This is a genomic window from Streptomyces sp. NPDC058464 (assembly GCF_042721035.1).
In the GTDB taxonomy this organism is placed as follows: domain Bacteria; phylum Actinomycetota; class Actinomycetes; order Streptomycetales; family Streptomycetaceae; genus Streptomyces.
On record NZ_JBHXMA010000018.1, the window covers coordinates 115,627 to 139,022 of the forward strand.

The 23,396-nt window shown below is 72.3% G+C and carries 14 protein-coding genes; 8 read left to right on the forward strand and 6 right to left on the reverse strand.

The window, feature by feature from the left end; all coding sequences use genetic code 11:
• Positions 1-15 precede the first annotated feature (15 nt).
• From ACFWPQ_RS23870 to ACFWPQ_RS23890, 5 genes are all read left to right on the forward strand, one after another.
• Complete coding sequence (locus ACFWPQ_RS23870; RefSeq protein ID WP_384038199.1) at positions 16-4,281, forward strand: NEW3 domain-containing protein; 4,266 nt, start codon at positions 16-18, stop codon at positions 4,279-4,281.
• Entirely contained in the window at positions 4,278-4,907 is a 630-nt protein-coding gene (locus ACFWPQ_RS23875) for a peptidyl-prolyl cis-trans isomerase (RefSeq protein WP_384038202.1), read from the forward strand. Before ACFWPQ_RS23870 ends, ACFWPQ_RS23875 begins: the two co-directional genes overlap by 4 nt.
• A 136-nt stretch (positions 4,908-5,043) precedes the next feature.
• Positions 5,044-6,414: an extracellular solute-binding protein gene (locus ACFWPQ_RS23880; protein WP_384038205.1), complete on the forward strand. Its 1,371-nt coding sequence runs from the start codon at positions 5,044-5,046 to the stop codon at positions 6,412-6,414.
• 131 nt (positions 6,415-6,545) lie between these two features.
• The gene (locus ACFWPQ_RS23885; protein WP_384038395.1) at positions 6,546-7,424 is read left to right on the forward strand and encodes a carbohydrate ABC transporter permease; all 879 of its coding nucleotides are present in this window, start codon (positions 6,546-6,548) and stop codon (positions 7,422-7,424) included.
• Positions 7,421-8,299 (forward strand): carbohydrate ABC transporter permease, encoded by an 879-nt coding sequence (locus ACFWPQ_RS23890; RefSeq protein WP_384038208.1) that lies wholly within the window; start codon positions 7,421-7,423, stop codon positions 8,297-8,299. The genes ACFWPQ_RS23885 and ACFWPQ_RS23890 overlap by 4 nt, the downstream gene beginning before the upstream one ends.
• On the opposite strand, the gene ACFWPQ_RS23895 is transcribed toward ACFWPQ_RS23890, so the two are convergent.
• Positions 8,263-10,374 carry a glycoside hydrolase family 3 N-terminal domain-containing protein gene (locus ACFWPQ_RS23895; protein ID WP_384038398.1) on the reverse strand — a complete coding sequence of 704 codons (2,112 nt, stop codon included), beginning with the start codon at positions 10,372-10,374 and terminating at the stop codon, positions 8,263-8,265. The two genes, ACFWPQ_RS23890 and ACFWPQ_RS23895, sit on opposite strands and share 37 nt — an antisense overlap.
• A 65-nt stretch (positions 10,375-10,439) precedes the next feature.
• Positions 10,440-11,462 carry an N-acetylglucosamine kinase gene (locus ACFWPQ_RS23900; RefSeq protein WP_384038211.1) on the reverse strand — a complete coding sequence of 341 codons (1,023 nt, stop codon included), beginning with the start codon at positions 11,460-11,462 and terminating at the stop codon, positions 10,440-10,442.
• A gap of 8 nt (positions 11,463-11,470) precedes the next feature.
• Between ACFWPQ_RS23900 and ACFWPQ_RS23905 the strand changes: the two genes are divergently transcribed.
• A complete protein-coding gene (locus tag ACFWPQ_RS23905) occupies positions 11,471-12,772 on the forward strand; it encodes a glycosyl hydrolase (protein WP_384038214.1) in 1,302 nt (433 codons plus the stop codon).
• Here ACFWPQ_RS23905 and ACFWPQ_RS23910 read toward each other — a convergent pair.
• A complete protein-coding gene (locus tag ACFWPQ_RS23910) occupies positions 12,750-14,246 on the reverse strand; it encodes a glycoside hydrolase family 3 N-terminal domain-containing protein (RefSeq protein WP_384038217.1) in 1,497 nt (498 codons plus the stop codon). The genes ACFWPQ_RS23905 and ACFWPQ_RS23910 overlap by 23 nt on opposite strands.
• Positions 14,247-14,469: 223 nt before the next feature.
• Here ACFWPQ_RS23910 and ACFWPQ_RS23915 point away from each other — a divergent pair, with 223 nt between their 5' ends.
• Positions 14,470-15,132 carry a transglycosylase SLT domain-containing protein gene (locus ACFWPQ_RS23915; RefSeq protein ID WP_384038220.1) on the forward strand — a complete coding sequence of 221 codons (663 nt, stop codon included), beginning with the start codon at positions 14,470-14,472 and terminating at the stop codon, positions 15,130-15,132.
• Positions 15,133-15,315: 183 nt separating this feature from the next.
• Complete coding sequence (locus tag ACFWPQ_RS23920; RefSeq protein ID WP_384038224.1) at positions 15,316-16,221, forward strand: hypothetical protein; 906 nt, start codon at positions 15,316-15,318, stop codon at positions 16,219-16,221.
• Between the two features lie 57 nt (positions 16,222-16,278).
• Here the strand turns inward: ACFWPQ_RS23920 and ACFWPQ_RS23925 are convergent, their stop codons facing one another.
• From ACFWPQ_RS23925 to ACFWPQ_RS23935, 3 genes are all read right to left on the reverse strand, one after another.
• A complete protein-coding gene (locus tag ACFWPQ_RS23925) occupies positions 16,279-17,184 on the reverse strand; it encodes a hypothetical protein (protein WP_384038228.1) in 906 nt (301 codons plus the stop codon).
• A 4-nt stretch (positions 17,185-17,188) separates the two neighbouring features.
• Positions 17,189-18,265 carry an NlpC/P60 family protein gene (locus tag ACFWPQ_RS23930; protein ID WP_384038231.1) on the reverse strand — a complete coding sequence of 359 codons (1,077 nt, stop codon included), beginning with the start codon at positions 18,263-18,265 and terminating at the stop codon, positions 17,189-17,191.
• Between the two features lie 440 nt (positions 18,266-18,705).
• On the reverse strand, positions 18,706-22,881 hold the full coding sequence (locus ACFWPQ_RS23935; RefSeq protein ID WP_384038234.1) for a beta-galactosidase: 4,176 nt from the start codon (positions 22,879-22,881) through the stop codon (positions 18,706-18,708).
• Between the last annotated feature and the right edge of the window lie 515 nt (positions 22,882-23,396).

The window sequence follows — 23,396 nt, forward strand, 5'->3', positions numbered from 1 at the left end:
ACTCGTAGGAGCCCCATGCGTGTGACCTCTGTCGAGTCGACCGAGCTCTTCACCGGCACCCCGGAGAAACCGCTGCAGGTGGTCGTCGTCCGGGTCGAGCATCTCCCGGGCCGCCCGGTGCTGCTGACCGTCGAGGGGCCGGGGGTGCGCAGCGTCGGCGAGCATCGGGCCACCGCCGGCGAGGACGGACTCGTACGCGCGGAGGTCCCGGTGTCCGCCGAGCGGCTCGCGCCCGGCGACCGGCGCAGCATCACGGTGACCGTCGAGGACGCGGGCGCGGGCCGACTGCTGCGCCACGCGGCCGAGTTCACCGCCGCCGAGCCCGGCTGGACCATGTTCATGGTCAGCCACTTCCACTACGACCCCGTCTGGTGGAACACCCAGGCCGCCTACACCGAGACCTGGGACACCGCCGACGACCCGGCCTCCAGCGGGCTGCCCGCCCGCACCTTCGACTCGCGCGGCCAGTCCGGGATGAGCCTGGTGCGCGCCCACTGCGACCTGGCCCGGCGCGACCCCCTGTACACCTTCGTGCTCGCGGAGGTCGACTACCTCAAGCCCTACTGGGACGCCTTCCCCGAGGAGCGGGCCTTCCTGCGCCAGCTGATCCGCTCCGGACGCGTCGAGGTGATGGGCGGCACCTACAACGAGCCCAACACCAACCTCACCGGCGCCGAGGCCACCGTACGCAACGCCCTGTACGGGGACGGCTTCCAGCGCCGGATCATGGGCGCGGCGCCCGAAACCGCCTGGCAGCTGGACGCGTTCGGGCACGATCCGCAGTTCCCCGGGCTGATGGCGGACGCCGGCATCACCTCCAGTTCCTGGGCGCGCGGGCCGTTCCACCAGTGGGGGCCGACGCTGTCCGTCTTCGGCGAGGAGCCGCGCGATCCCGGACGGATGCAGTTCCCGGCCGAGTTCAACTGGATCGCGCCGTCCGGGCGCGGTCTGCTCACCGCCTACATGGTCAACCACTACGGCGCCGGCTGGGCGATCGACAACGCGCCCACCCTGCCGGAGGCGGAGGCGGCGGCGTTCAAACTGTTCCAGGGGCTCAAGAAGGCCGCGCTCACCAGGAACGTGCTGCTGCCCGTCGGCGGGGACTACGCGCCGCCGTGCCGCTGGGTGACGGGCATCCACCGCGACTGGAACGAACGGTACGTCTGGCCGCGCTTCGTCAGCGCCGTCCCCCGCGACTTCTTCGCCGCCGTGCGCGCGGAGTTGGCGGCCGAGGGCCGTACGGCCTCGCCGCAGACCCGGGACATGAACCCGGTCTACACCGGCAAGGACGTCTCCTACATCGACACCAAGCAGGCCCAGCGGTACGGCGAGACGCTGCTCGCCGACGCCGAGGCCTGGGCGACCCTCGCCTCCCTCGTCACCGGGCACCCCTACCCGGACGCGGCCCTCGACAAGGCCTGGCGGCAGCTGGTCTACGGCGCCCATCACGACGCCATCACCGGCTCGGAGTCGGACCAGGTGTACATCGATCTCCTCACCGGCTGGCGGGAGTTGTCCGACCTGGCCCGGGTGGTGCACGCAGACGCCACCGACGCGCTCGCCCGCGAGGTCGTCCCGCTGCCCGGCGGCGCCCCCGACCTGGTGGTCTTCAACGCGGCCACCTGGCGACGCCGGGACGTGCTCACGGTCGACGACCCGGGCGGCCTGGTCCCGCTGGACCTCACCGGCCTGCCGCTGCCCGCCGTCCGGGAGGACGGCCGGCTCCGGGTCGTCGTACCGGACGTACCCGGGATGGGCCTCAAGGCCCTTTCGCTGGCCGAGGGTTCGGTGCCCGGGTGGGCGCCGGACGAAGGACTCACCATCCGCAACGAGTTCTACGAGGTCTCCGTCGACCCGGCGCGCGGTGGCGGGGTCCGCGGTCTGCGCCGACTCGCCGAGGGCGGGCGGGAGTTGCTGCGCGCCGGCGACATCGGCAACGAGCTGGTCGTGCAGGAGGAGTATCCGCGGCATCCGCGGTTCGGTGAGGGGCCTTGGCATCTCACCCCGACCGGCACGACCGCCGCCCGGAGCCGGGACGTCACCGCGGACGTCGAGGTCGAGCGCTCCCCTGCCGGGGCGCGGATCACCGTCCGCGGCGACCTCGGACTCCTCCGGTACACGCAGCGGCTGACCCTCTGGACGGGCGTCGACCGGCTCGACGTGACGACCACCGTCGACGGCTACGACGGGGCCGACCGGCTGATCCGGGTGCGCTGGCCCTCGGACGTGCAGGGCGGGCTGCCGGTGCACGAGGTCGCGGACGCGGTGATCGGACGTGGCTTCGGCTTCGTGGAGGTGGACAGCGAGCGGTTCCCGTGGACCCTCGACAATCCGGCCAACACCTGGTTCGGACTGGGTTCCACGGCCCGGATCGCCGTGCACGACGACAGCGGCCGGCTGCTGGGGCAGCGGGCGTTCGGGGTCGCCGAACTCATCCATGCCGACTGGGACTCCGCCGGTGAGCTGGGCACCCCGCTCGCGGCGGCTCTGGTGCGGGCGGGGGTCACGGCCACGTCGACGGTCGCGGGCGGTCCGCGCTACGGCGACCTGGAGGTGGACTCCAACCTGCCCGACCTGCGGATCGCCGTGGGCACCCCGGACCGCAACCCCGTGGTCGCCGAGGCGCTGAGCTGGGATCCGGCGGCGGCCCGTGAGGTGAACCGGCAGCTGGCCGAGAGCGGCCTCGCGACCGTCTGGGTGGCCCCGCGGGCGTCGTTGCGCGAGGAGTGGGTACCCGGCGCCGATCTCCGCGAACTGGAGCAGCTCCCCCTGCTGATCGTGGCCGGCGCCGAGGACGACGCGAAGGCGGTCGACACGCTCGTCGCCGACCTGGACGACGGGGTCGTCCGGGCCACGGCGGCGGGGCGCGGCGAGGCGCTGCCGCCGGGCGACGCCTGGGACGGGCGCGGCTTCGCCGTCCTCAACCGGGGCACGCCCGGCTGCGTGGTCACCTCCTCCGGCGACCTGTACATGTCCCTGATGCGGTCCTGCACCGGCTGGCCCTCCGGCATCTGGGTGGACCCGCCCCGCCGTACCGCACCCGACGGGTCGGGATTTCAACTCCAGCGCTGGTCGCACACGTTCGAGTACGCCGTGGTCGCGGGTGCCGGCGACTGGCGGGAGTTGGGACTTCCGCGGGCGGGGCACGCCTTCAACCACCCGCTCACGGCGCGGATCCGGCCACCCGCCGACGCACCGGGCAGCCTTCCGCGCACGGTTTCCCTCCTCACCCTCGAACCCGAGGGCCGGGTGCTGCTCGACGCGTTGAAGCCGAGCGGTGCGCCTCTCGCGCGGGGCAGCGTGGCGACCGCGGATCCGGCGGGCGGGGTCGTCGTACGGCTGCACGAGGTGGACGGGCGGCCGGTGCGGGCCCGGGTCACCGGCCCTCGGCCGTGGACGGCGGGCGCGCGGACGGACGTACTGGAGAGACCCGGGGAGCCGCTGGTCCCCGACGGGGGTGTGCTGGAACTCGACCTCGGCGGCTTCGAGGTGGCCACCGTACGGGCGACTCCGCGAGACGCGCCGCCCGCGCCGGGTCCCGGGGTCGCCGCGCACGAGCCCGCCCAGCCGGTCGCCACCCGCTACTGGCTGCACAACTCCGGTCCCGCGCCCCGCGGCAACCTCCCGGTCGCCGTCCATCTCTCGCCGGCCGCGCTCACCGCCTCCGGACCCGTCACCGCGACGCTGCGGATCTCCTCCGAGCTCACCGACGCCTCGGCCGCGGGCACGGTCGACCTGAGACACCCGCCCGGCTGGACGGCCGAACCCGCCCGCCTGCCCTACGCGTTGGGGCCCGGCGGGTTCACCGTCACCGAGGTCACGCTCACCCCGCCACCGGACACCCCACCCGGCCGGTACTGGCTGGGGGCGCGGCTGGTCCGCGACGGGCAGGCGTACGAGGACGTGGTCGCCGTCGATGTGCCGGGGGCCGTGGCCGAGGGCGAGCCGGACGGGCGGACCGGGCCGACTCTCCTGGCCCGCCTGGGAGTCGAGCGGATCCGCGTCGGCCGGGGTGACCGGGTGACGGTCCCGGTCGGGCTGCGGAACCGGACCCGGGGGCCGGTCGACGGCACCCTGTGGGCGGTGTCGTCGTGGGGGACCTGGGCCGGAGTGGCCCCGGGCTGCCAGGGGTTCACGGTGGCCGCCGGGGAGTCGCTGGAGTGCGGGATCGAGGTGGACGCCTCGGCGGTGGAGCCGGGGTCGTACTGGCTGCTGGCGAAGGTCGGCTGGCACGGGTGTGTCGCCTACACCGAGGCGGTCGCAGTGGAGGTGACGCCGTGAGCGAGCACGCGGCTGTGGTGGACGGGGCATCCGTGCCGGTGGAGCAGGTGGAGACGCTGCTGGCGGCCGTGCCCGCCCGGGACCCGGCGGGCGCCCGCACGGAGGCGCTCCACCGGGCCGAGCGGCAGCGCCGGCGGTGGGCGACACAGGTCGTCGTCACGGACGAACTCGCCCGGCGGGCCTGCGTGGAGCGCGGCCTGGAACCACCCCGGGAGATCTCTCCCGAGCGCGTCCTGGCCGTGTCCGGGACCGACGTCGCCGACCTGGGCAGCATCGTCGCGGTGGCGCTCGCCCACTCCCCCGCCGCCCGTGCCCTGCTGGCCGCCCTTGAGGCCGAACAGCGGGTACCGGAGGAGGCGGTGCGGGACTACTACGTCCGCAACCGGGACCGGTTCCTCACCAAGGACGCGCTGCGGCGCGGTGTCGACGCCTTCGCGACCGCGGCGGCCGAGGACTTCCAGCCGTACGAGCGCGTACGGGAGGACGTGGCAAGGGAGTTGCGGCGGGCCCGGGGACGCCAGGCCTTCTTCGACTGGCTGGACCGGGCCCGGGCCGGCGTCGAGTACCCGCCCGGTCACGAGCACCCGGGCGACCCGGCGCATCCGGACCACGAGCACCGGCACTGAACCGGTCCGACGGCACACGGAACCGAAACGAAACACGCGAAGCATTGACCTCCGATGAATTCTGGTCCACCTTTTCATCAATCAGACTTCAAGTTGGTGATTTGAACCATCCGGAAGCGGCCGCAGGAGGACAACCATGCGTGCGAAGAGACTGACCGGATCCATGGCGGGCGTCCTCGTCCTCGCCCTGACCGCCGCAGGCTGCGGCCTGTCGGGCGGTTCCGGCGGCGGGGGCGCGACGGCCGGCGGCTGCAAGGTGGACCAGGGGAACGTCGGTTCGGGGAAGCTCACCGGGGACGTGAAGGGCCAGATCACCTTCCAGACCACGAACCTGAAGAAGGACTTCGGGTCGTTCTTCAACGGAGTGATCAAGGACTTCGAGAAGGCCCACCCCGGTGCCACGGTCAAGTGGATCGACGACCCCGGCGACAACACGTTCACCACCCGCACGGTCGCCGACGCCCAGGCCTGCACCCTGCCGGACGTCATCAACCTCAACTCCGAGACGGCGACGGCGCTCACGAAGGCCGGGTACCTGCTGAACCTGGGCGTCAAGGACCCGGACGTGGCGAAGCCGTTCGTCCCCGCGTTCTGGAAGTCCAGCACCATGACGGACTCGTCGGGGGCGACCGTGCACACCGTGCTCCCCTGGTACACCGGCGGCATCGTGCTCACCTACAACACGGACCTGCTCAAGAAGGCGGGCGTCGACACCTCGAAGGCGCCGAGCAGCGTCTTCGGCCTGTTCGCCGACTACGAGAAGGTCGCCAAGGCGGCCGACGGCGCGTACTACGCGACGATGGCGAACCCGGTGTGGCGGATCCCGGCCGACTGGGACCAGATGAACATCAAGACGCTCTCCGACGACGGAAAGTCCGCGGTCTTCGCAAATGATCCGAGGACTGAGCAGTGGGTGGCCTGGATGGCGAAGCTGTACAAGGAGGGCGCGATGCCGAAGGACTCGCTGTCCTCCAGCAACGACCCGTCCACGCTGTACAGCCAGGGCAAGGTGGCGTACGGCTCGACGAACCCGAGCTTCGTGCGGTTCGTGAAGCAGAACAGCCCGTCGGTGTACGCGAAGACGGCGGTCGGCCAGCAGCCCTTCGACGAGCTCGGCCACACCACCGGCGCCCCGCAGTACATATCCGTCGCCGCGACCAGCAAGCACGCGCCCGTGGCGCTCGCGTTCGCCGAGTTCCTCACCGACGCCGAGAACCAGACGGCCTGGTGCAAGGACCCGAACGTGGTCGTCTTCCCGACGACCACGGCTTCGCTGGACGATCCGTTCTTCCAGCAGGTCACCGGGAACGACCCGTTCTCCGAGGCCCGCAAGCTGGTCGCCGAGCAGCTGAAGACGGCCACCGCCTACCAGACAAACCTGTCTCCCGCCGTGCAGAACGCGATCGTGGCGCAGGTGCAGCTGGCCATGCAGGGCAAGAAGAGCGCCGCGCAGGCCGTCAAGGACGCCCAGGCGAAGGCGAACGAGTTGCTGAAGCAGGCGGGTTGAGGGTGGCGACCGAGACCGCCCGTCCGGTGCCGGTGCCCGCGGCGGAGCGGACCACCGCCGCCCCGGGCCCGGCCCCCTCCCGGCTCCGCCGACTGCTGCCCGGCCCCGCGCCCGGTGCCAACGGGGCGGCGATGTACCGCCGTTGGTGGCTGCCGTGGCTGTGGACCGCTCCCGCGATCGGCTGTGCCGTCGTCTTCGGGGTGTTCCCCTTCTTCAACACCCTGCTGCTCTCGTTCACCGACGCCAAGCCGCTCGGCGGCGCCGCGGGCTTCGTCGGCCTGGACAACTACACCCGGATGCTGGGCGATTCGGACTTCTGGCTGGCGACCCGCAACAGCGTCCTGTACGCGCTGATCGTCGTCCCGCTGATGGTGCTGCTCCCCCTGATGCTGGCCGTCCTGGTGGAGAAGAACCTTCCCGGCATCGGTTTCTTCCGGTCCGCCTTCTACACCCCGGTGCTCGCCTCCAGCGTGGTCGTGGGGCTGAGCTGGCAGTGGCTGCTCGCCGACGACGGCCTGGTCAACACCTGGCTGCAGAAGGCCCACCTGATCAGATCGGCGATCCCGTTCCTGTCCGACTCCTGGCTGATCCTGCTGTCCGCCATGGGCCTGACCCTGTGGAAGGGCCTCGGCTGGTACATGGTCTTCTACCTGGCGGCTCTCGGGAACGTGCCGAAAGAGCTGCACGAGGCCGCCGCGATGGACGGCGCCGGCGCGGTCCGCCGCTTCTGGCACATCACCGTGCCGGGTGTCCGGCAGGCCATGATGCTGGTCGGCACCCTCACCGGCATCGGCTCGCTGCGGGTCTTCACCGAGATCTACATGCTGGGCAGCTCCACCGGCGGTCCGGGCGGCGCCGACCGCACCCTGCCGTTCTACATCCGGGACGTCGGCCTGGACCCGCTCACCGGCAACGCCGGGTACGGCTCGGCGGTCAGCGTCGCCCTGTTCGCGCTGACGCTCGGCCTGACCCTGCTGGCGCAGCGCCTGACCAAGGAGGACGAGGCATGACGACCGCCGTCGACCGGCCCCGGCGCCTGCTGCCCCGCTGGCGGGAGTACGGCCGCCCGCGCGAACTGGTCGTCCGCTACCTGCTGTTGCTGCTCGTCCTCGGGCTCACCGTGGGCCCCCTGCTCTGGCAGCTCCTGGCCTCCCTCAAGGGCACGGGCGAGGACGTCTTCGGCGCGGACGCGAGCCTGCTCCCGCACCACCCGACGCTGCGCGCCTACCGGGAGGTGTTCGAACAGGTCCCGGTGGCCACGTACATCAGGAACAGCCTGATCGTGGTCGCCCTCTCCGTCACCAGCCAGCTGCTGTTCTCCACCACCGCGGGCTACATGCTCTCCAAGCCGGGCTGGAAGGGCCGCAAGGCGGTCTGGGTGGTGCTGGTCGCCTCGATGATGTTCCCCTTCGAGTCGATCATGGTGTCGCTGTTCCTGAGCATCCGTGACCTGGGCCTGGTCGACAACCTGGCGGGCGTGTGGCTGCCCGGGTTCGTGGGCGCCATCAACGTCCTGCTGATGCGCGGCGCGTTCCTCGCCGTCCCGCGGGAGATCGAGGACTCGGCGATGCTCGACGGCGCGAACGAGTGGCAGCGCTTCCGGTACCTGTATCTCCCCTCGGCCTGGGGCGCGATCATGGTGGTCGTCGTCAACACGTTCATCAGCGCCTGGGACGACTTCCTGTGGCCGCTGATCGTGCTGCGCTCCGAGAACCACATGACGCTGACGCTGGGCCTGTCGCGGCTGCAGAGCTCGTCCTTCGGCTACGACCAGCGGGTGGTGATGGCCGGGTCGGTGATCTCCGTCGTCCCCGTGCTGGTGCTGTTCGTGATCACGCAGCGGTGGTTCTACAAGGGGGTCTCGGCCGGGGCCGTGAAGCTCTGATCCACGACCAGCGGGGTCGCGCTGAGCGCCTCACGCGCGGAGGCGCCGACCCTGATCTCGACGGCTTCGTCGACCGCCGGTTCGAGGACGACCGTACGGCACTCCCCCGGGGCCAGCTCGACACCCTCGAACGCGCGCAGTTCAAGGGTGCGCGGCCAGGTGGCGGGGCGCAGCCTGCGGACGTACAGCTGGACGACGGTACGCCCGTACCGCTGCCCGGTGTTGGTGACGTCGACCTGGACGGTCCGCCCGGACAGGCGGGTTTCGGCGAACGCGAAACGCGTGTACGACAGGCCGTGCCCGAAGGGGTAGAGCGGCTCGGTGGTCTCGTCGACGTAGCCGCCGTACTCGGTGTCCTTGTGGTTGTAGTAGACGGGGAGTTGGGCCGCCGACCGGGGGACGGAGACCGGGAGGCGGCCGGCGGGTTCGGTGTGGCCGAGCAGGACCTCGGCGATCGCGTCGCCGCCCCAGGGGCCCGGGTACCAGGCGGTGAGCAGTGCCCCGGCCCGGTCGGCCGGTTCGGGGACGGCGTGCGGGCGGCCCTGCACCAGGACCACGGCGGTGGGCGTGCCGGTCGCGGTGACCGCCTCGAACAGGGCCCGCTGGTCGGCCGGAAGTCGCAGTCCGGCGAGGTCGACGCCCTCACCGCAGGTCGTCTGCGGCCCTGCGGAGCGCGCCGCTCCGTTGGCGTCGAACTCGGTGCCGGGGGCACGGGCGCTGCTGCCGCCGAGCACCAGGACGGCGAGGTCGGCCGGGCCCTCCCCCTGGTGGATCTCGACGCCGGGCGGGGCGAGCCTGCGCAGCGCGTCGAGCACCGTGCTGCCCGCGCCCGGGGGTTGCGGCGCGGTGTAGTCGCCGAGCTGGTGGGCGGTGGTCGAGGCGTGGGCGCCGAGGACGGCGATACGGCGGACCTCGGGTCCGGCCGGCAGGACGCCCCCGTCGTTGTGGAGGAGGGTGACGCAGCGCCGCGCGAGGTCGGTGCTCAGCTCCCGGCCGCCGTCCGGCAGCGGGGCCCGCCGGGTGTACGGCTGCTCGAAGAGGCCGAGGCGGAACTTCAGCCGCAGCACCCGGGCGACGGCGGCGTCTAGGACGCGCTCCTCCACCAGCCCGCGCTCGACCGCCGCCTCCAGATGCGTGAACCCCTCGTCCCAGAGGCTCAGGTCGACACCGGCGTTGAGGGCGAGTGCTCCCGCGGAGACCGTGTCGCCGGTGATGCGGGCCAGCCGGTCCACGGCGAGGCCGTCGGCCATCACCAGGCCGTCGAATCCCCAGCTCTGCCGCAGGATCCCGGTGAGCAGCGCGCGGTTGCCCGAACACGGCATCCCGTCGACCTCGTTGTACGCGGCCATGACGGCGGCGGCCCCGGCACGGACGCCGGCGCGGGCGGCGGGGAGGTGGATCTCGTGGAGTTCGCGCAGACCCAGTTCGGACTCGGCGGAGTTGCGGCCGCCGACGGTGGCGCCCTGCCCGGCGAAGTGCTTGAGGACCACGGGCGCCTTGTCGGCGGCGAAGAGCTCGGTCCGGTCGCCCTGCATGCCGCGGACGAGGGCTTCCGTGAGCCGCGCGGCGAGGTAGGGGTCCTCGGCGAAGCACTCCTCGGTGCGGCCCCAGCGCGGGTCGCGGGCGATGTCGAGGGCCGGGACGAGGGCCAGATGGCCGCCGCGGGCGCGCAGTTCGGCGGCGGCATGGGCGGCGGCCCGCTCGTACAGGCCGGGGTCCCAGGTGGCGCCGACGGCGAGGTTGACCGGCAGGACCGTGCCGTCGAGGGCCATGTGTCCGTGCGGGACCTCCTCGACGAACAGGGCGGGGATGCCGAGGCGGCTGCTGTCCAGGACGTGCCGCTGGACCAGGTCGGCGAGTTCGGCGCTGTCGCCGGCGCCCGGTCCGGTGCGGTGGTCGACGCCGGACCATGCGTCGGCGCGCATCAGGCCGTAGAGGGCGCCGAGTCCTGCGCGGCGGTCGGTCTCGGCGCGCAGGGCGTCGGTGAGTTCGAAGCGGCCGTCGGAGGTGCGGCGGTAGGCGTGCCAGCCGTACATGCGCTGGTTGAGCTGGCCGGCCTTCTCCCGCAGGGTCATCCGGGCGAGGAGGTCGGCGACCCGGTCGTCGAGGGGGGCGGTGGGGATGCGATAGGTGGGGACGGTCACGGAGCCTCCGCGGGTCGGCGGCCGGTGGCGAGGAGCCGCGCCAGCGCCACGGCGCCCGCACAGCCGTCCGGCACCGGGGTGATGGTGAGGTCGAGGGGGGAGAGCCGTTCGGTGAGCGGGGCGAGCAACGGGCCGTCCGGAGCCACCAGTCCGCCCGTGACGACCAGGGCTTCACCCGGACGCGGCCCCAACGCGGCGACGGTCGCGGCCAGATGAGCGACCGCGTCCCGGAGAACGGCCGCGGCGACCGTGTCCTTCTCCGCCGCCGCACGTGACACCAGGGGCGCGAGATCGGCCAGCCGTACCGGTGGGCGGTCCAGCACGGCCGGCAGGAGACACGCCCGGTAGGCCGCGCGCGACTCCGGCCTCCAGAGCGCGTCTTCGGCCGGGGGCAGTGCGCTCGCCGGGATCCCCAGGGCCCGCCCGACCGCCGCCGTCAGTGCCGTCGGTCCGCCCCTGCCGTCCGCGGCGCGCAGGGCGGCCCGTGCCGCCTCGCGCCCGATCCAGAACCCGCCGCCGTCGTCCCCGAGCAGCCAGCCGTCCCCGCCGGAGGTGGCCACCAGCACCCGCCCCGCGATCCGGGCGGCCACCACACCGGTGCCGGCCACCAGGGCGAGTCCGTCCGCCGGCTGCCCGGGCGCCCCGGCGAAGGCCGCCTCGATGTCGCTGTAGACCTCGACCGCCCCGGTGCCGATGCCCAGCCGGGTCAGCGCGGCGGTGAGGGCGGCCCGCGCCCGCACCCGGCCCGGCTCCTCCTCGGGAGCGCGGGCGGCCCCCGCGAAGCCGCCGACCACCGCGGCCACTCGTGCGCGTCCCGCCTCCGGCACGGCCGACGCGACCGCCCCGGCCAGGTGATCGACGAGCTCCGGCCCCGGGACGGTCAGCGCGTTGCCCGGCCCGGCCACGCCCTCCCCCACGGCCCGTCCGTCCCGCGCGTCGGCGAGGACCGCCCGGGTGCGGGTACCACCGGCGTCGATTCCGACGACCCAGGGCGATTCCTGGTTCAAATCACTATTCATTGTCGTCCATGGTGGTTGATACATTCGTTGCACACAAGATCCGAGCAGCCAGGGTCCGAGGCCCCGAGGAGGACGCCATCAGCACGCCCCCGCCCGCCCCCGCACTCCGCTTCGGTGTCAACTACACCCCACGCCGTGGCTGGTTCCACGCATGGCACGACGTCGATCCGGACCAGGCCCGCGAGGACCTCGCGCAGATCGCCGGGCTGGGTCTCGACCACGTCCGGGTCTTCCACCTGTGGCCGCTGCTCCAGCCCAACCGCACCCTCGTCCGCCCCGCCGCCGTGCACCAGCTCGTCCAACTGGTGGACCTGGCAGCCGAGTTCGGCCTCGATGTCCTCGTCGACGGCATCCAGGGCCACCTGTCGAGCTTCGACTTCTACCCGGAGTGGACCCGCAGCTGGCACCACCGCAACGTCTTCACCGACCCGGCGGCCGTCGAGGCCCAGGCCGCCCTGCTCCGCACCCTGGGCCGCGCCCTGACCGGCCGCCCGAACCTCATCGGCCTGCAGCTCGGCAACGAGCTCAACAACCTGGTCGAGCACAACCCGGTGACGGTCACCGAGGTGGACCAGTACCTGGACACGCTGCTGGCGGCGGCAAGGGAGGGGCTGGGCGACGGCGTCGGGCTGGTCACCCACTCCGCGTACGACGCGGCCTGGTACGGCGACGACCACCCGTTCACCCCGGAGGCGTCGGCCCGCAAGGGGGACCTGACCACGGTGCACCCCTGGGTGTTCTCCGGCGACTGCGCCCGCCGCTACGGCCCGCGCTCCCCCCAGGTGCGGCACCTCGCCGAGTACGGCACCGAACTCGCCAAGGCCTATGCCACCGACCCCGCCCGCCGGGTCTGGGTCCAGGAGACCGGCGCACCCGAGCCGCACATCCCGGCCGCCGACGCCCCGGACTTCGCCCGCGCGACCCTGCTCAACGCGGCGGACTGCGCGCAGCTGTGGGGCGTCACCTGGTGGTGCTCCCACGACGTGGACCGGGCCCTCGCCGACTTCCCCGAACTCGAGTACACACTCGGCCTGTTCGACTCGGCGGGCCGCCCGAAGCCGATCGCCCACGCGCTCGCGGATACCGTGGCGGAACTGCGCGACCGGCGGCCTGTGACGCCCCGGGAGAGCGCCCTCGTCCTGGACTGCACGCCCGCCGGCCGCGCGGTCTCGGGTCCGGGCGGCGCCTTCTTCGAGGCGTGGACGAGACTGCGCGCGGACGGCACCAGGCCGGCGATCGTCCTGGCGGAGCGGGCCTTGGACGACCACTACCTGGCGGCCCGGGGCATCAGGGAGCTGATCCGGCCGTAGGACCCGCGCCCGACAGCACCTCCGCCACCGCACGGAGGTTGACCCGGCCCCGCCCGTACGCGCACAGGGCCTCGCCCTCCGGCAGCCCGGTCGAGACCAGGACCGCGTCCGGGCGGGCGGCCAGCAGGGCCTCGCGCAGCCGCCGCTGCCAGGGATGGAGCCCGGCGTCGCAGACGGCGACCACGAGGGGCCGCCCCTGTGCCACCCGCAGCACCTCGGCCACCGCGGCCTCGCCGGGTTCGCTCGTCAGCGCCGTCCCGACGGCCGCCGGGTCCAGGGCCCGCACCTCGGTGAGCAAGTCCTCCCCGCCCCAGTTCAGGGCGGGATGCGGCGGCGGGAACAGGTCGACGACGTACGCGCCCGGCACGGGCGGGGGCAGCACACCCCGGCCGCGGACGGCCCGCCGTGCGGCCGCCGACCCGGCGCCCTCGTCCCAGGGGGCCACCGCGGCGCGGGCGGGCGGGGTGGCGTACCGGTGGGCGAGCCGTCGTACCCGGGCCGCCGCCTCCTCGACCCGCTCCGGGGCCAGTTCCCCGGAGCGCAGCGCGTCCAGGACGGCGTCGCGGCAGGCGAGGGTGGTCTCCAGGTGCGGTACGGCGACGATGACCTGGTCGGCTCCGGCGGCGAGCGCGATCCGGGCGGCGGCCGCCTCGCCGTAGCGGCCGGTGATGGCCTTCATCTCCAGCGCGTCGCTCACCAGCACGCCGTCGAAGCCGAGTTCGCCGCGCAGCAGGTCGCCGAGGATGCGGGGGCTGAGGGTGGCGGGGCGGTCGGGGTCGAGGGCCGGGAAGACGACATGAGCGCTCATGACCATCGGCACACCGGCGTCGATCGCGGCCCGGAAGGTGGCGAGGTCGAGTTCGGCGTACGGTCGCGGGTCGACCGCGGTGTCGTGGTGGCTGTCGGTGACCGTGCCGCCGTGGCCGGGGAAGTGCTTGGCGCAGGAGGCGATCGAGCGCGCCTCGGTGGCGGCGATCCAGGCGCGCAGATGGCGGGAGACCAGGTCGGGGTCGGCGCCGAAGGCGCGGGTGCGGACGATCGGGTTCTCGGGGCGGTGCTGGAGGTCGGCGACCGGTGCGTAGGAAACGGTGATGCCCAGGGTGGCCAGGTGCCCGGCGAGTGCGTCGGCGCAGGCGGCCGTGAGGGCGGGATCGTCGGCGACGCCGAGGGCCCAGGAGCCGGGCACCTCTGGGGCGCCGGCGGCGACCAGATGGCCGATGCCGCCGCCCTCGTTGTCGATGGCCACCAGCAGGTCGGGCCGCAACTCCCTTAGTATGCCGGTTAGTTCACGGACCTGGTCGGCGTCCCGGATATTGCGGGTGAAGAGGATGACGCCGCCCAGGCCGCGGTCGACGAGCCGTTTCAGGGTGTCGGGGACGGCCGTCGTACCGTCGAATCCCGCGACCAGACAGCGGTGTGCGGCCTCGTCCAGGGTCTCGGACAGGTCACCTGGGCCGTACGCATGGTGGGTCACCCCGGGAATCCTCTGGCTCATCCAACCAAAAGTCAACGAATTCCCGGATCATTCATTCACAGGGTGGGCGTCTCGACGCGGGCGGGTGTGAGGATCCGCACGCGCTACGGCATTGCGTCGGGCGGACCGGCACGCAAGAGTGTTCCAACCGCCTTACCCAACGAGCGAGATGCTTCCGTCGACCGCCGCACACGGTGGCCCGGGCGAAGAGGAAGAGAAGCGCGTGAGCCGCATATCGGTCCGGGGAATCGCGGTGGCGTCGGCCACCGCGGTCACCGCTGTCGGAAGTGTCGTCGGTGTCGCCTCGGGCAGCAGCGCGCAGAACAACGACGCGGACTCGACCGCGACCGATGCCACCCTCCTCGCGGACCTGCCGGCGGGCGAGCAGGCGCAGGTGCAGACCGCGTCGCTGACCCAGCAGGCCGACGCCATGGCCGTGCAGGCGGACGTGAGCGCCCGGAAGGACGCCGAGCAGGCCGCGCGGGCGGCGGCGGCCAAGGCCGCGCAGGCGAAGCAGGCCGAGGCCAAGGAGCGCGAGGAGGCCAAGGCCGCGGCCGGCGACCCCACGGCCAGCTTCCCCGTACGGAGTTCCTACACCGTGGCGCAGATCAAGGCGATGGCCGCGCAGATCGTGGGCAGCAGCCAGTTCCAGTGCTTCAGCAACATCGTGGACCACGAGTCCACCTGGAACTACCTCGCGGTCAACCCGTCCTCCGGCGCCTACGGCCTCGTCCAGGCCCTGCCCGGCAACAAGATGGCCTCCGTCGCCTCCGACTGGCAGACCAACCCGGCCACCCAGATCAAGTGGGGCCTCAACTACATGAACACCACCTATGGCAGCCCCTGCCAGGCCTGGGCGTTCTGGCAGGTCCACCACGCGTACTGAGCGGCCCTGACGCGGCGGGTCCGGCCCGCTCCGGGCGAGGACGGCGGCGGGCGAACGTCGACGCGCCCCCGTGCGTCGTAGGTGTGGACACGGGGCCGGCGCCGGGGATCGAGCAGCCTCTGCGCGTCGTGCTCCGGTGGGGATCGCGGAGATCCCTCGTCGGACACCTTCCGGGGGAAAGTCATGACCATACGAGCGAAGCACCTCGTCGGCCTTCTTCTCGCGCCCTTGCTGGGCGCCTGCCTCCTCGCCGGCTGCGACAGCGGCCCGGGAGGCGACGACAACGACACGTCCCAGTCGCCGCGGCAGCGGGAGCGGGCCCGTCAAGTGGCCGACGCCTGGCGGGGATCGGCGGCGGCCACCGCATGGAGCAAGGGGTACTACCCCATGGCCGACACGGTACAGGCACCGGCGTCCGGCTGGCACAGCAAGGCGGACGAACGCGCCTACGAGATCCGGAACTTCACGCTGCGGGGCGAGCTGCCCGCCGCCACCGCCGCGAAGGGGAAGGTCGGCTGGCCGAGCGGGGACTCGGTGACCCGGCCGCTGTGGGGAGCGGAAAAGGCCTACCAGTCGTTCGCCCTCGCCAACAGCACGGGCGCCCGGCTGACGGTGACGGGAGCGAAGCTCGGCACGACGACCATCACCACCAGCCGGGGCACGGCCACCGTTCCCGCCTGGCTCTTCACGCTGGACGGTTACGACACCCCGCTCAAACGAGTGGCCGTCACCCCGTCGAAGCTCCCCAGGTCACCGATCGGATCGACGGTGCAGGGGTCTGCCGGCGGCCTCTGGAGCATCCCGAGGTTGGCCGGGACCGCTGCGGACGGCCGGTCCGTCACCGTGAAGGCCGCGAACGGAGCCTGCGACGACGGCCCCGTCGTCAGGGCGCTGGAGACGGACGAGAGCGTCGTGCTGTACGCCTCCGTCACGGGAGCCAAGAGCGGCCCCTGCACCGCTCAGATGCTCATGCATGACGTCAAGGTGGAGCTGCACGAGCCGCTCGGGGAACGCGTCCTCCTGGACGCCGTCACCGGCCGGCCCGTGCCCTACGGACAGCCCGGGGGGCCGTCGCCGAGCTGGTCCTAGGGACGCAGCGAGGCGACGGGGGCCGGACCCGCCGCTGATCCGGCCCAGGGGATCCGATCACCCGGCGGGCCGGCCCGGCCGCCGGGTGAAACGGCGCAGCCCCCGTCGCGTGGGCCTGAGGGGCTCGTCCTCGGGGGCGACCGGCCCCTGGCCCACCGTCAGCGCGGGTACCGCGGCCGGAGCCGGTACCGAGCGGTCGCCCCGTGCGAGCCGGGTCCGCACGGCCTGGGCCATCGCCTGGTGGTCCGGTTCCCGCAGATAGCCCTCCGCGGCCAGGTGCTCCCACATGTGCAGCAGTTCCTGCCCTCGGGTGGCCACCTGGCCGTCGTCCATCAGCCGCTGCCACGCCGCGGTGGCGCGGGCCACCTCGGGCGCCGCCCGGCTCAGGTCGGTGCGGCAGCGGATGCGCGCGACGGTCAGCGCGAGGACGGTGGAGTGCATGTAGTCGCCGCGCAGATAGGCGAGGTACGCCTCGATCGCCCGTGCCTCCAGGGACAGTTCGTCCTCCGCGCCCCTGCGCAGGGTGAGGTGCTCCCGCAGCGCACTGGCGAGGACGGAGGCGGCGTGCAGTTCCCCGCGCTGCGCGTGCTGGGTGATGCGTTCCACGCGGGCGAGCGGAGGGAACGACTCCTCCTCCGCGGCGGTCCGCTCGCGCCCGGGCGGCAGGTCCTCCTCGTCGGCGATGGTCCGGCTGGAGCCGTCGGGGTACACCCGCAGGCGTGCCACCTGCAACACGGTGCGGTCGATGACGGTGGCCGCCACCGGGGCCCGCAGGGTGCGGGCGAACATGGCGATCGCGTCGAGGATCGCCTCGTTGGGCGGCCGCGTGCCGCCCATCTCCAGCAGATGGCCGTTGACCACCGTCGACCCGTCCTCGGCGACATAGGCGTCGAGGCGGATCAGCGGCGGTGCGCTCACCGCGGGCAGGTTTCCCTGGTTACGGGGGGTCAGTGAGTAGGTCATCCGCTCAGACTCCGGGTCGGACGACACCGAGGATGGGCATGGAGGCGGCCGGTGCGGTCGTGACCGTGCGTCCGGGCCGCGGGGCGTGGACGATCTCCCCGTCCCCTATGTACATGCCCACGTGCGTGGCGTCGTAGTAGATGATCAGGTCTCCGGGCCGCACGGAGGCCAGGCTGACCCGGGTCAGCCCCTGCCACTGTGCCTGCGAGGTGCGGGGTATGGGGTGCCCGGCCGCCGCCCATGCCGTGGAGGTCAGTCCCGAGCAGTCGTACGACGACGGGCCCACGGCACCCCACACGTACGGTTTGCCGATCTGGGCCAGCGCGAAGGCGACGGCCTTGGCGGCTGCTCCGCTCGCCTCACCGCCCGAACTGGTGCCGGTCGAGGTGCCGTCGCCGGAACCGGGGCCCGTCCACCTGGACTTGGCCTCCTGCGCCTCCTCCTTCTCCAACTGGGCCAGCTTGCGGGTCTGTTCCTTCTTGAGCCCCGCCTCGATCCGCTCGGCCTCGGCGATCTTGTTCTCGATCTTCCGTTTCGCCTCGGCCTTGTCCGCGCGGGTGTTCTTCAGCTCCCGGAGCTTCTCGGCGGCCGCGTCGGTCTGCCGGCTCAGCTCCGCGCGGGTGTTCTTCTGGATCGTGGACACCGTGACCAGGTTGCGCAGGGCCTGGCGGGCCTGGGACGCGTCGTCCAGGGCGTGGTCGGGGTGGTCGCCGAGCAGCAACTGGATGCCTGTGGAGTCGAGGTTGCCCCCGCGGTACTGGGTGCGGGCGGCGGCACCCGCGAGGTCGCGCAGATCGTCGAGCCTGTCCTCGGTGCGGGCCAGGTCCTTGTGCAGCGACGCCAGCCGCTTCTCCTGCTCGGCCGCCTTCACATCGGCGGTGTCGTACGCCTCGGTTGCCACCTCCGCCTGGCGGTAGAGGCCGTTCAGCTCGTCGTGGATGTCCTCGATCGACTGGTCGTTCCGCGGATCGGGTTCGCCCGGGGTCGCGTAACTCGGGCCGGGTAACAGGGTGATCGCGCAGACGAAGGCTGCTGTGGCGGCTCGGCTCCGCAGCCGTCTGCCGCGAGTCGACACATTCACTCGATCACAGTACCTCCCGTGAACGACCCGCCCCTTCTGTCCCCGGACGCGTCAACCTCCCCCCACGCAACCCCTCCACCGCTGCCGCGGCCGGACACGGCCGGCCGGGGGAAGGAGACCATCCGCACCGCCCCGCCCCGGGGTTGACCGGCCCCGGGGCGGGGCGCGCAGGAAAGAACGGCTGGTCACAGCGGTCGTCACTGCGGTTCAGGGACCAGGACGGGCGCGTGCGGAAGCCGCCACCGCGCCACCGCCCGCCCCGCTCTCCACCACCCGGTCGAGGTCGCGCCTTCGTCCTGCACCACCGTCCGGCCACCCGCTCCGTTGCGAAACGGTCGTCCCGGCCAGGAGAGCGGGCATGCCCAAGTGCCCCTCGGGCCCGCGAACATTGCACTCGAAGCCGTCATCCGGCTTGCCGCGCGCTCGAAGACCTCAGCCGGCTAGCCGCACGTCAGTGTCGGTACCGCCCAGTCGCCGTGGTCGTTGCCGTTGCCGTCGCCCGCGTCGCCGACCTTGAGGTCCACCACCTGGGCGCCGCTGACGTCGACGTCGACGGACGCCGCGGCCTGCTTGCCGCGGATCGTAGGCGTCGTCACCAGCGTCCTGCCGTCGGCGATCACGGAGAACGTCACCGATCCCGCGCCGCCGGTCTCGTCGTCGACGCCGACCTGCGCCGTCAGCCGTGAGCACTTTCCGGCGAGGTAGAGCTGGACGTCGCTGACCGAGTTGGTGCCCAGGCCCTTGGCGTAGCCGACGCCGGCGATGGTGATCGGACGGCCGTCCCCCGCCGCCTGTTCGCCGACGCTGGTGTCGCGCTCCACCGGACCCCACCCGTTGGTGGACGACAGGAACGACAGGTCGCTCACCGCGCTCGTGCCGGCCGGCGGAGCCGGCGGGATCCCTCGGACGATGCGCTCGTCACCGCCGCCGGCCTGCCGTCCGCTCTGTACGTAGTCCACTGTGGTGGTGAGCGCGGAGGCGGACGGCAGGGTCCCGTCCGGCGGCTGGACGTTCCAGGTGAAGGTGGCCGACTCACCCGGCCGTACGCGCTGGACCGTGGCCGGGCTCATGGCGGTCACGCTCCAGCCGTCGGGTGCGGAGAGCGAGGCCGTCAGGCGGGAGGCGGACGCCCGGTCCTCCGGCACCCGTACCGTCGTCTCGGCCGTGAAGGCCTGCGCGGACTGTGCGGTGTCCGGCACGTTGAGGGTGACGTCCACTCCCGGGCGCTTCGGCATCGCGTACTTCACGGCGTCGTAGCGGGGGCTGTCGTTCTGCGCGACGCGCAGGGACGAGGCGTAGCTGCCGTAGTCGGTGAGGGAGACCTTGCCGAGTCCGCCGGTGCTGCCGTCCAGGTTCCACACGGCGATGGCGATGCTGTTGTGGCCGTTGGGGTTGAGGATGCCGTTCGGTATGGGGAAGGTGTGCTGCGGGCCCAGGTAGTTGACGTAGTTGCCGACCTGCCAGCCGTTCACGAAGATCGTGGCACGGTACTTGCGGGACGGGTCGTCGGTGAACGTCAGCCCGAGCGAGGTGTCCTGGCCGTGCGGCAGGTCCAGCTCGGCGTCGGTGCGGTACCAGGAGACCCCGGGGCGGGTGTCGGTGGCCGGCAGGGACACCTGGTCCCAGCTCCTGTCCGGGTAGCCCGGCAGGGACCAGCCGGCCCGCTCGCCGTACAGGCCGCCCGTGGAGAGCGGGCCGCGCACGGTGTCCTGGAGGTCCTCGCCGCCGCGTACGCCCTGCACCCGCCAGGTGACGGAGGTCAGCGGCGCTCCGACGAGGGAGGCGCTGGTGAGGCCGCGCGCGGTCTTGTTGCCATTGGTCGAGTTGTAGTCCTCCTCGTGGCCCATGTTCACGGTGAGCACGGAGATGACGTTGTCGCCGGTGGCGTTCACCGAACCGGCGGGGAAGGTGAGGTCGGCGCTGCCGGTGGTGGAGCTGCCGAGGAAGGTGCCGTTGAGCCAGGCGGAGAACGCCTGCGCGTCGCCGCCGGAGTCCGAGACGAGGTGGACGCCGGTCTCCTTGCCGGTGGCGCGGAAGCGGCCGCGGTACCAGGTGTTGCCGGTGTGGAAGCCGTAGTCGTCGGCGTAGAGCACGGGCTGCGCGTCGTCGCCGGAGACGCTGTTGGTGGTGGTCCTGTCGGCCACCTGCCAGCTGGAGTCGTCGAAGCCGGTGGCCGACTCGGGGGATTCCTCGGCGTGCTTCCAGTCGGTGAGCGTCGGCAGCTCGACCGGGGCGGCCACCGGGATCGTCCCGGTGCGGCTGGCCGTGTCGCCGGCCTGGGTGTGCACCGTTCTGCCGTTCCAGGTGACGCGGTCGGCGGAGGTGAACACCTCGATGTTCTTGTCGTCGGCGTTGTCGCCGGTGAGTGCCACGGTGTGGCCGTCGTCCAGGCTGGTCGCCGTGCGCAGCAGGTGGGTGCCGCGCACGAGTACCGGCCCGGTGGCCGTGTCCTGGCGCCAGAAGGTCTCCGCCGTGGCCTTGTCGCCGACGAGCAGCAGGAGCGGGCGCTTCCCGTCGCCGCTGATGCTGATGCGGATCAGGCCCCGGTGGCTGTAGTTCAGCCGGAGGTCTCCGGTGGCCGCGTCCCAGGTGGTCGTGACCGAGCCGCCGGTGGCGGTCACGGTGGGCTCGGTGGCGTAGCGCAGGACCGTCTCGCCGTCGCTGTCCTTGTCGCCGTAGAGCACCGCGACGTCCCGGTCGCCGATCGTCGCGCTGGTCATGATCTCCGACGTCGAGTACTGCAACTGTGTGTCCCCGAGCCGGTAGTTGGCGACGATCACGTGCGAGTCGCGGCCGTCGAGCGTGATCGCGGTGCCGGGCTGCTGGGGCACGACCGGGTAGGTCGGCTCGGTGGCGGAGTCGCCCGTCGGTACGTCGATGGCGTCGACGGCCACGTAGTTGTCCGTGGACCCCGAGGCGTGGTTCCCGTCGACGACGATCTTCAGGGTGTGTGCCCCCGGTGCCAGGCCGGTCTTCTGGAAGAGCACCGCCTGGTTCTCGCTGCCGGAGTCGTCGACCGTGGCCTCCTTGGTGCCGTCGAGGTAGACGTCGGCGTAGCCGTGGTTGCTCGTCTTCGAGCCGATCCAGCGGATCGCGGTCCCGTCGAAGGGGACGGTGAGCGAGTCACCGGCCTTGTTCGAGAACGACTCGGTGTGCTTGTAGTCGCCGCCGGTGTAGCTGGTGTTGGCCACGTGCGACCACGAACCGGTGTACTGCAGCGCGGAGTCGGGGTCGTCCCAGGTGTAGGTGGTGTCCGCGGCCGGCTGGGCGTTGAAGTCCAGCGAGATGTGGGTCTTGTCGACCGCGGTGGACGTGGAGTTGCCGTGCCGCAGGACGTGGAACTGCGTCTTGGTGTCGGGGTTCATCCGGGCGGTGTCGACGACCGCGGAGTCGTCCGGCGGGGTGGCCCTGATCGCCTCGGTCTCGGTCAGCGGGGCGACCGACTGGGTGAAGTACCCGATCAGCTTGTCCTCGTAGTACTTCGGGTCGAGCTGGCGGGTCTCCCGGATCGCGGCCCCGTAGTCGTACGAGGTGTAGTTCTCCGGCATGCCGAGCCAGCCCCAGTTGGTGCCGCCGTAGGTCATGTAGAAGCTCTGGGCGGTCGCGCCGACGGCGATGTTCTGCTTGTAGAAGACGTCGGCGAACTGGTCGTTGATCAGCTGGGCGCACTTGTCGTAGCCCGGTCCGCCCCACGGGTCGAAGGCGCCGCCCTGGAACTCCGGCGAGTAGAGCGGCTTTCCGGCCGGGTGGTCGTAGCTGATGTCGGGGACGCCGTTCCACTTGGAGGGGTTCGAGCAGTCGAAGCCCTGCGGGTAGGAGTCCGGGCCGTCGACGTCCAGCGCTCCGGTACCGGAGTTGAAGGTGCCGTTGTTGTTGCCGGTCAGCGGCACCGTGATGCCGTCGGCGCGGGCCTTGTCCTCCAGGTGCTGCATGTAGGAGCGGCCGGCGGCCGAGCCGTTGTAGTACTCGTTCTCGACCTGGTAGGCGATGACCGACCCGGTGCCGTTGGTCAGCTGGTGGCGGGCGATGATCCGGTCGATCTGGGTCAGCCACTCGTCGGCGTACTTCAGGAACCGCGGGTCGTCGCTGCGGTTGTTCCCGGCCTTCGTGGTCAGCCAGCCGGGCAGGCCGCCGCTGTCGACCTCCGCGTTGATGTACGGCGCCGGGCGGGCGATGACGTAGAGGCCCGCCTCCTCGGCCATGTCGAGGAGCTTGTCGACGTCACGGACCCCGGTGAAGTCGTACACACCCGGCTTCGGCGAGTGGTAGCCCCAGTCGAAGTACAGCGAGGTGGAGTTGAAGCCGGCGGCCTTCATCTTCTGGAAGATGTCGCGCCACAGGTCCTGGCTCGGGAGCCGGAAGTAGTGGAACTCCCCGGACCAGAGATAGGTGCGTTGGCCGTCGACGAGGAACGAGTAGCCGTCGAGAGTCACCGTGTGCGTCTGTGGCGCGGCGGCGGGCGCCGCCGCGGGCGCCCGCTCTCCTGCGTCCTGCGCCGCGGCGGGCGTGATCACGCCCGCCGCCAGGGCGATGGTCGCCGCCACCGCGAGGACGGGCCGCCACCACCGACGGCCACCGGGTCTCGCAGCCTCTGAACCGATCCGATCACTCCGCACCGCGGCCTCCAGACCGACTGAGCAATCAACACCAAACAGACTCGGGCAAAGTCGAACAGTAAGGGTGTGCACAGCTCAACACAATGGGGCGGGAGAAGACGGCCGAGGCGCCGGAGGAGCGCCTGAACTCCGTCGGACAAACCGTTCCTGACAGAGCATCAGAGAACCGCCGTGGGCGAGACAGACGTCTGGACGTGGGCCCCGGTGTGGTCCGCGTCGCTTGTTCTTGACACCCGGCGGGGCGGGCGACGTACGGTGAACCGATCGGTTTCTGACGGGTGGAGGCCCTTGATGCACGTATCCGGCGCGACACCCCGGGGTGGGCGCTGTGGCGTGCGGCTGATCACGCGCCGGCATGTCGACTACTGCCGCACCTGCTCCGCCGTCTGTCCTTCCGCCCACCGCCTCTGACCCCTGCCGGCCCGTCCCGCAGGCCCGGTTCGCCGTGGCCACGTCCCGGTGTCGAACGCAGTGGTCACGTCGGGTCCCGTACACCGTGGTCACGTCCGGGTCCC

Bases quoted from the DNA above. Each gene is read 5' to 3' on its own strand.
- ACFWPQ_RS23900 (WP_384038211.1), bottom strand. From the start codon at position 11,462: ATGAATAGTGATTTGAACCAGGAATCGCCCTGGGTCGTCGGAATCGAC.
- ACFWPQ_RS23870 (WP_384038199.1), top strand. From the start codon at position 16: ATGCGTGTGACCTCTGTCGAGTCGACCGAGCTCTTCACCGGCACCCCG.
- ACFWPQ_RS23890 (WP_384038208.1), top strand. From the start codon at position 7,421: ATGACGACCGCCGTCGACCGGCCCCGGCGCCTGCTGCCCCGCTGGCGG.
- ACFWPQ_RS23920 (WP_384038224.1), top strand. From the start codon at position 15,316: ATGACCATACGAGCGAAGCACCTCGTCGGCCTTCTTCTCGCGCCCTTG.
- ACFWPQ_RS23905 (WP_384038214.1), top strand. From the start codon at position 11,471: ATGGTGGTTGATACATTCGTTGCACACAAGATCCGAGCAGCCAGGGTC.
- ACFWPQ_RS23895 (WP_384038398.1), bottom strand. From the start codon at position 10,374: ATGACCCTGCGGGAGAAGGCCGGCCAGCTCAACCAGCGCATGTACGGC.
- ACFWPQ_RS23885 (WP_384038395.1), top strand. From the start codon at position 6,546: ATGTACCGCCGTTGGTGGCTGCCGTGGCTGTGGACCGCTCCCGCGATC.
- ACFWPQ_RS23880 (WP_384038205.1), top strand. From the start codon at position 5,044: ATGCGTGCGAAGAGACTGACCGGATCCATGGCGGGCGTCCTCGTCCTC.
- ACFWPQ_RS23925 (WP_384038228.1), bottom strand. From the start codon at position 17,184: ATGACCTACTCACTGACCCCCCGTAACCAGGGAAACCTGCCCGCGGTG.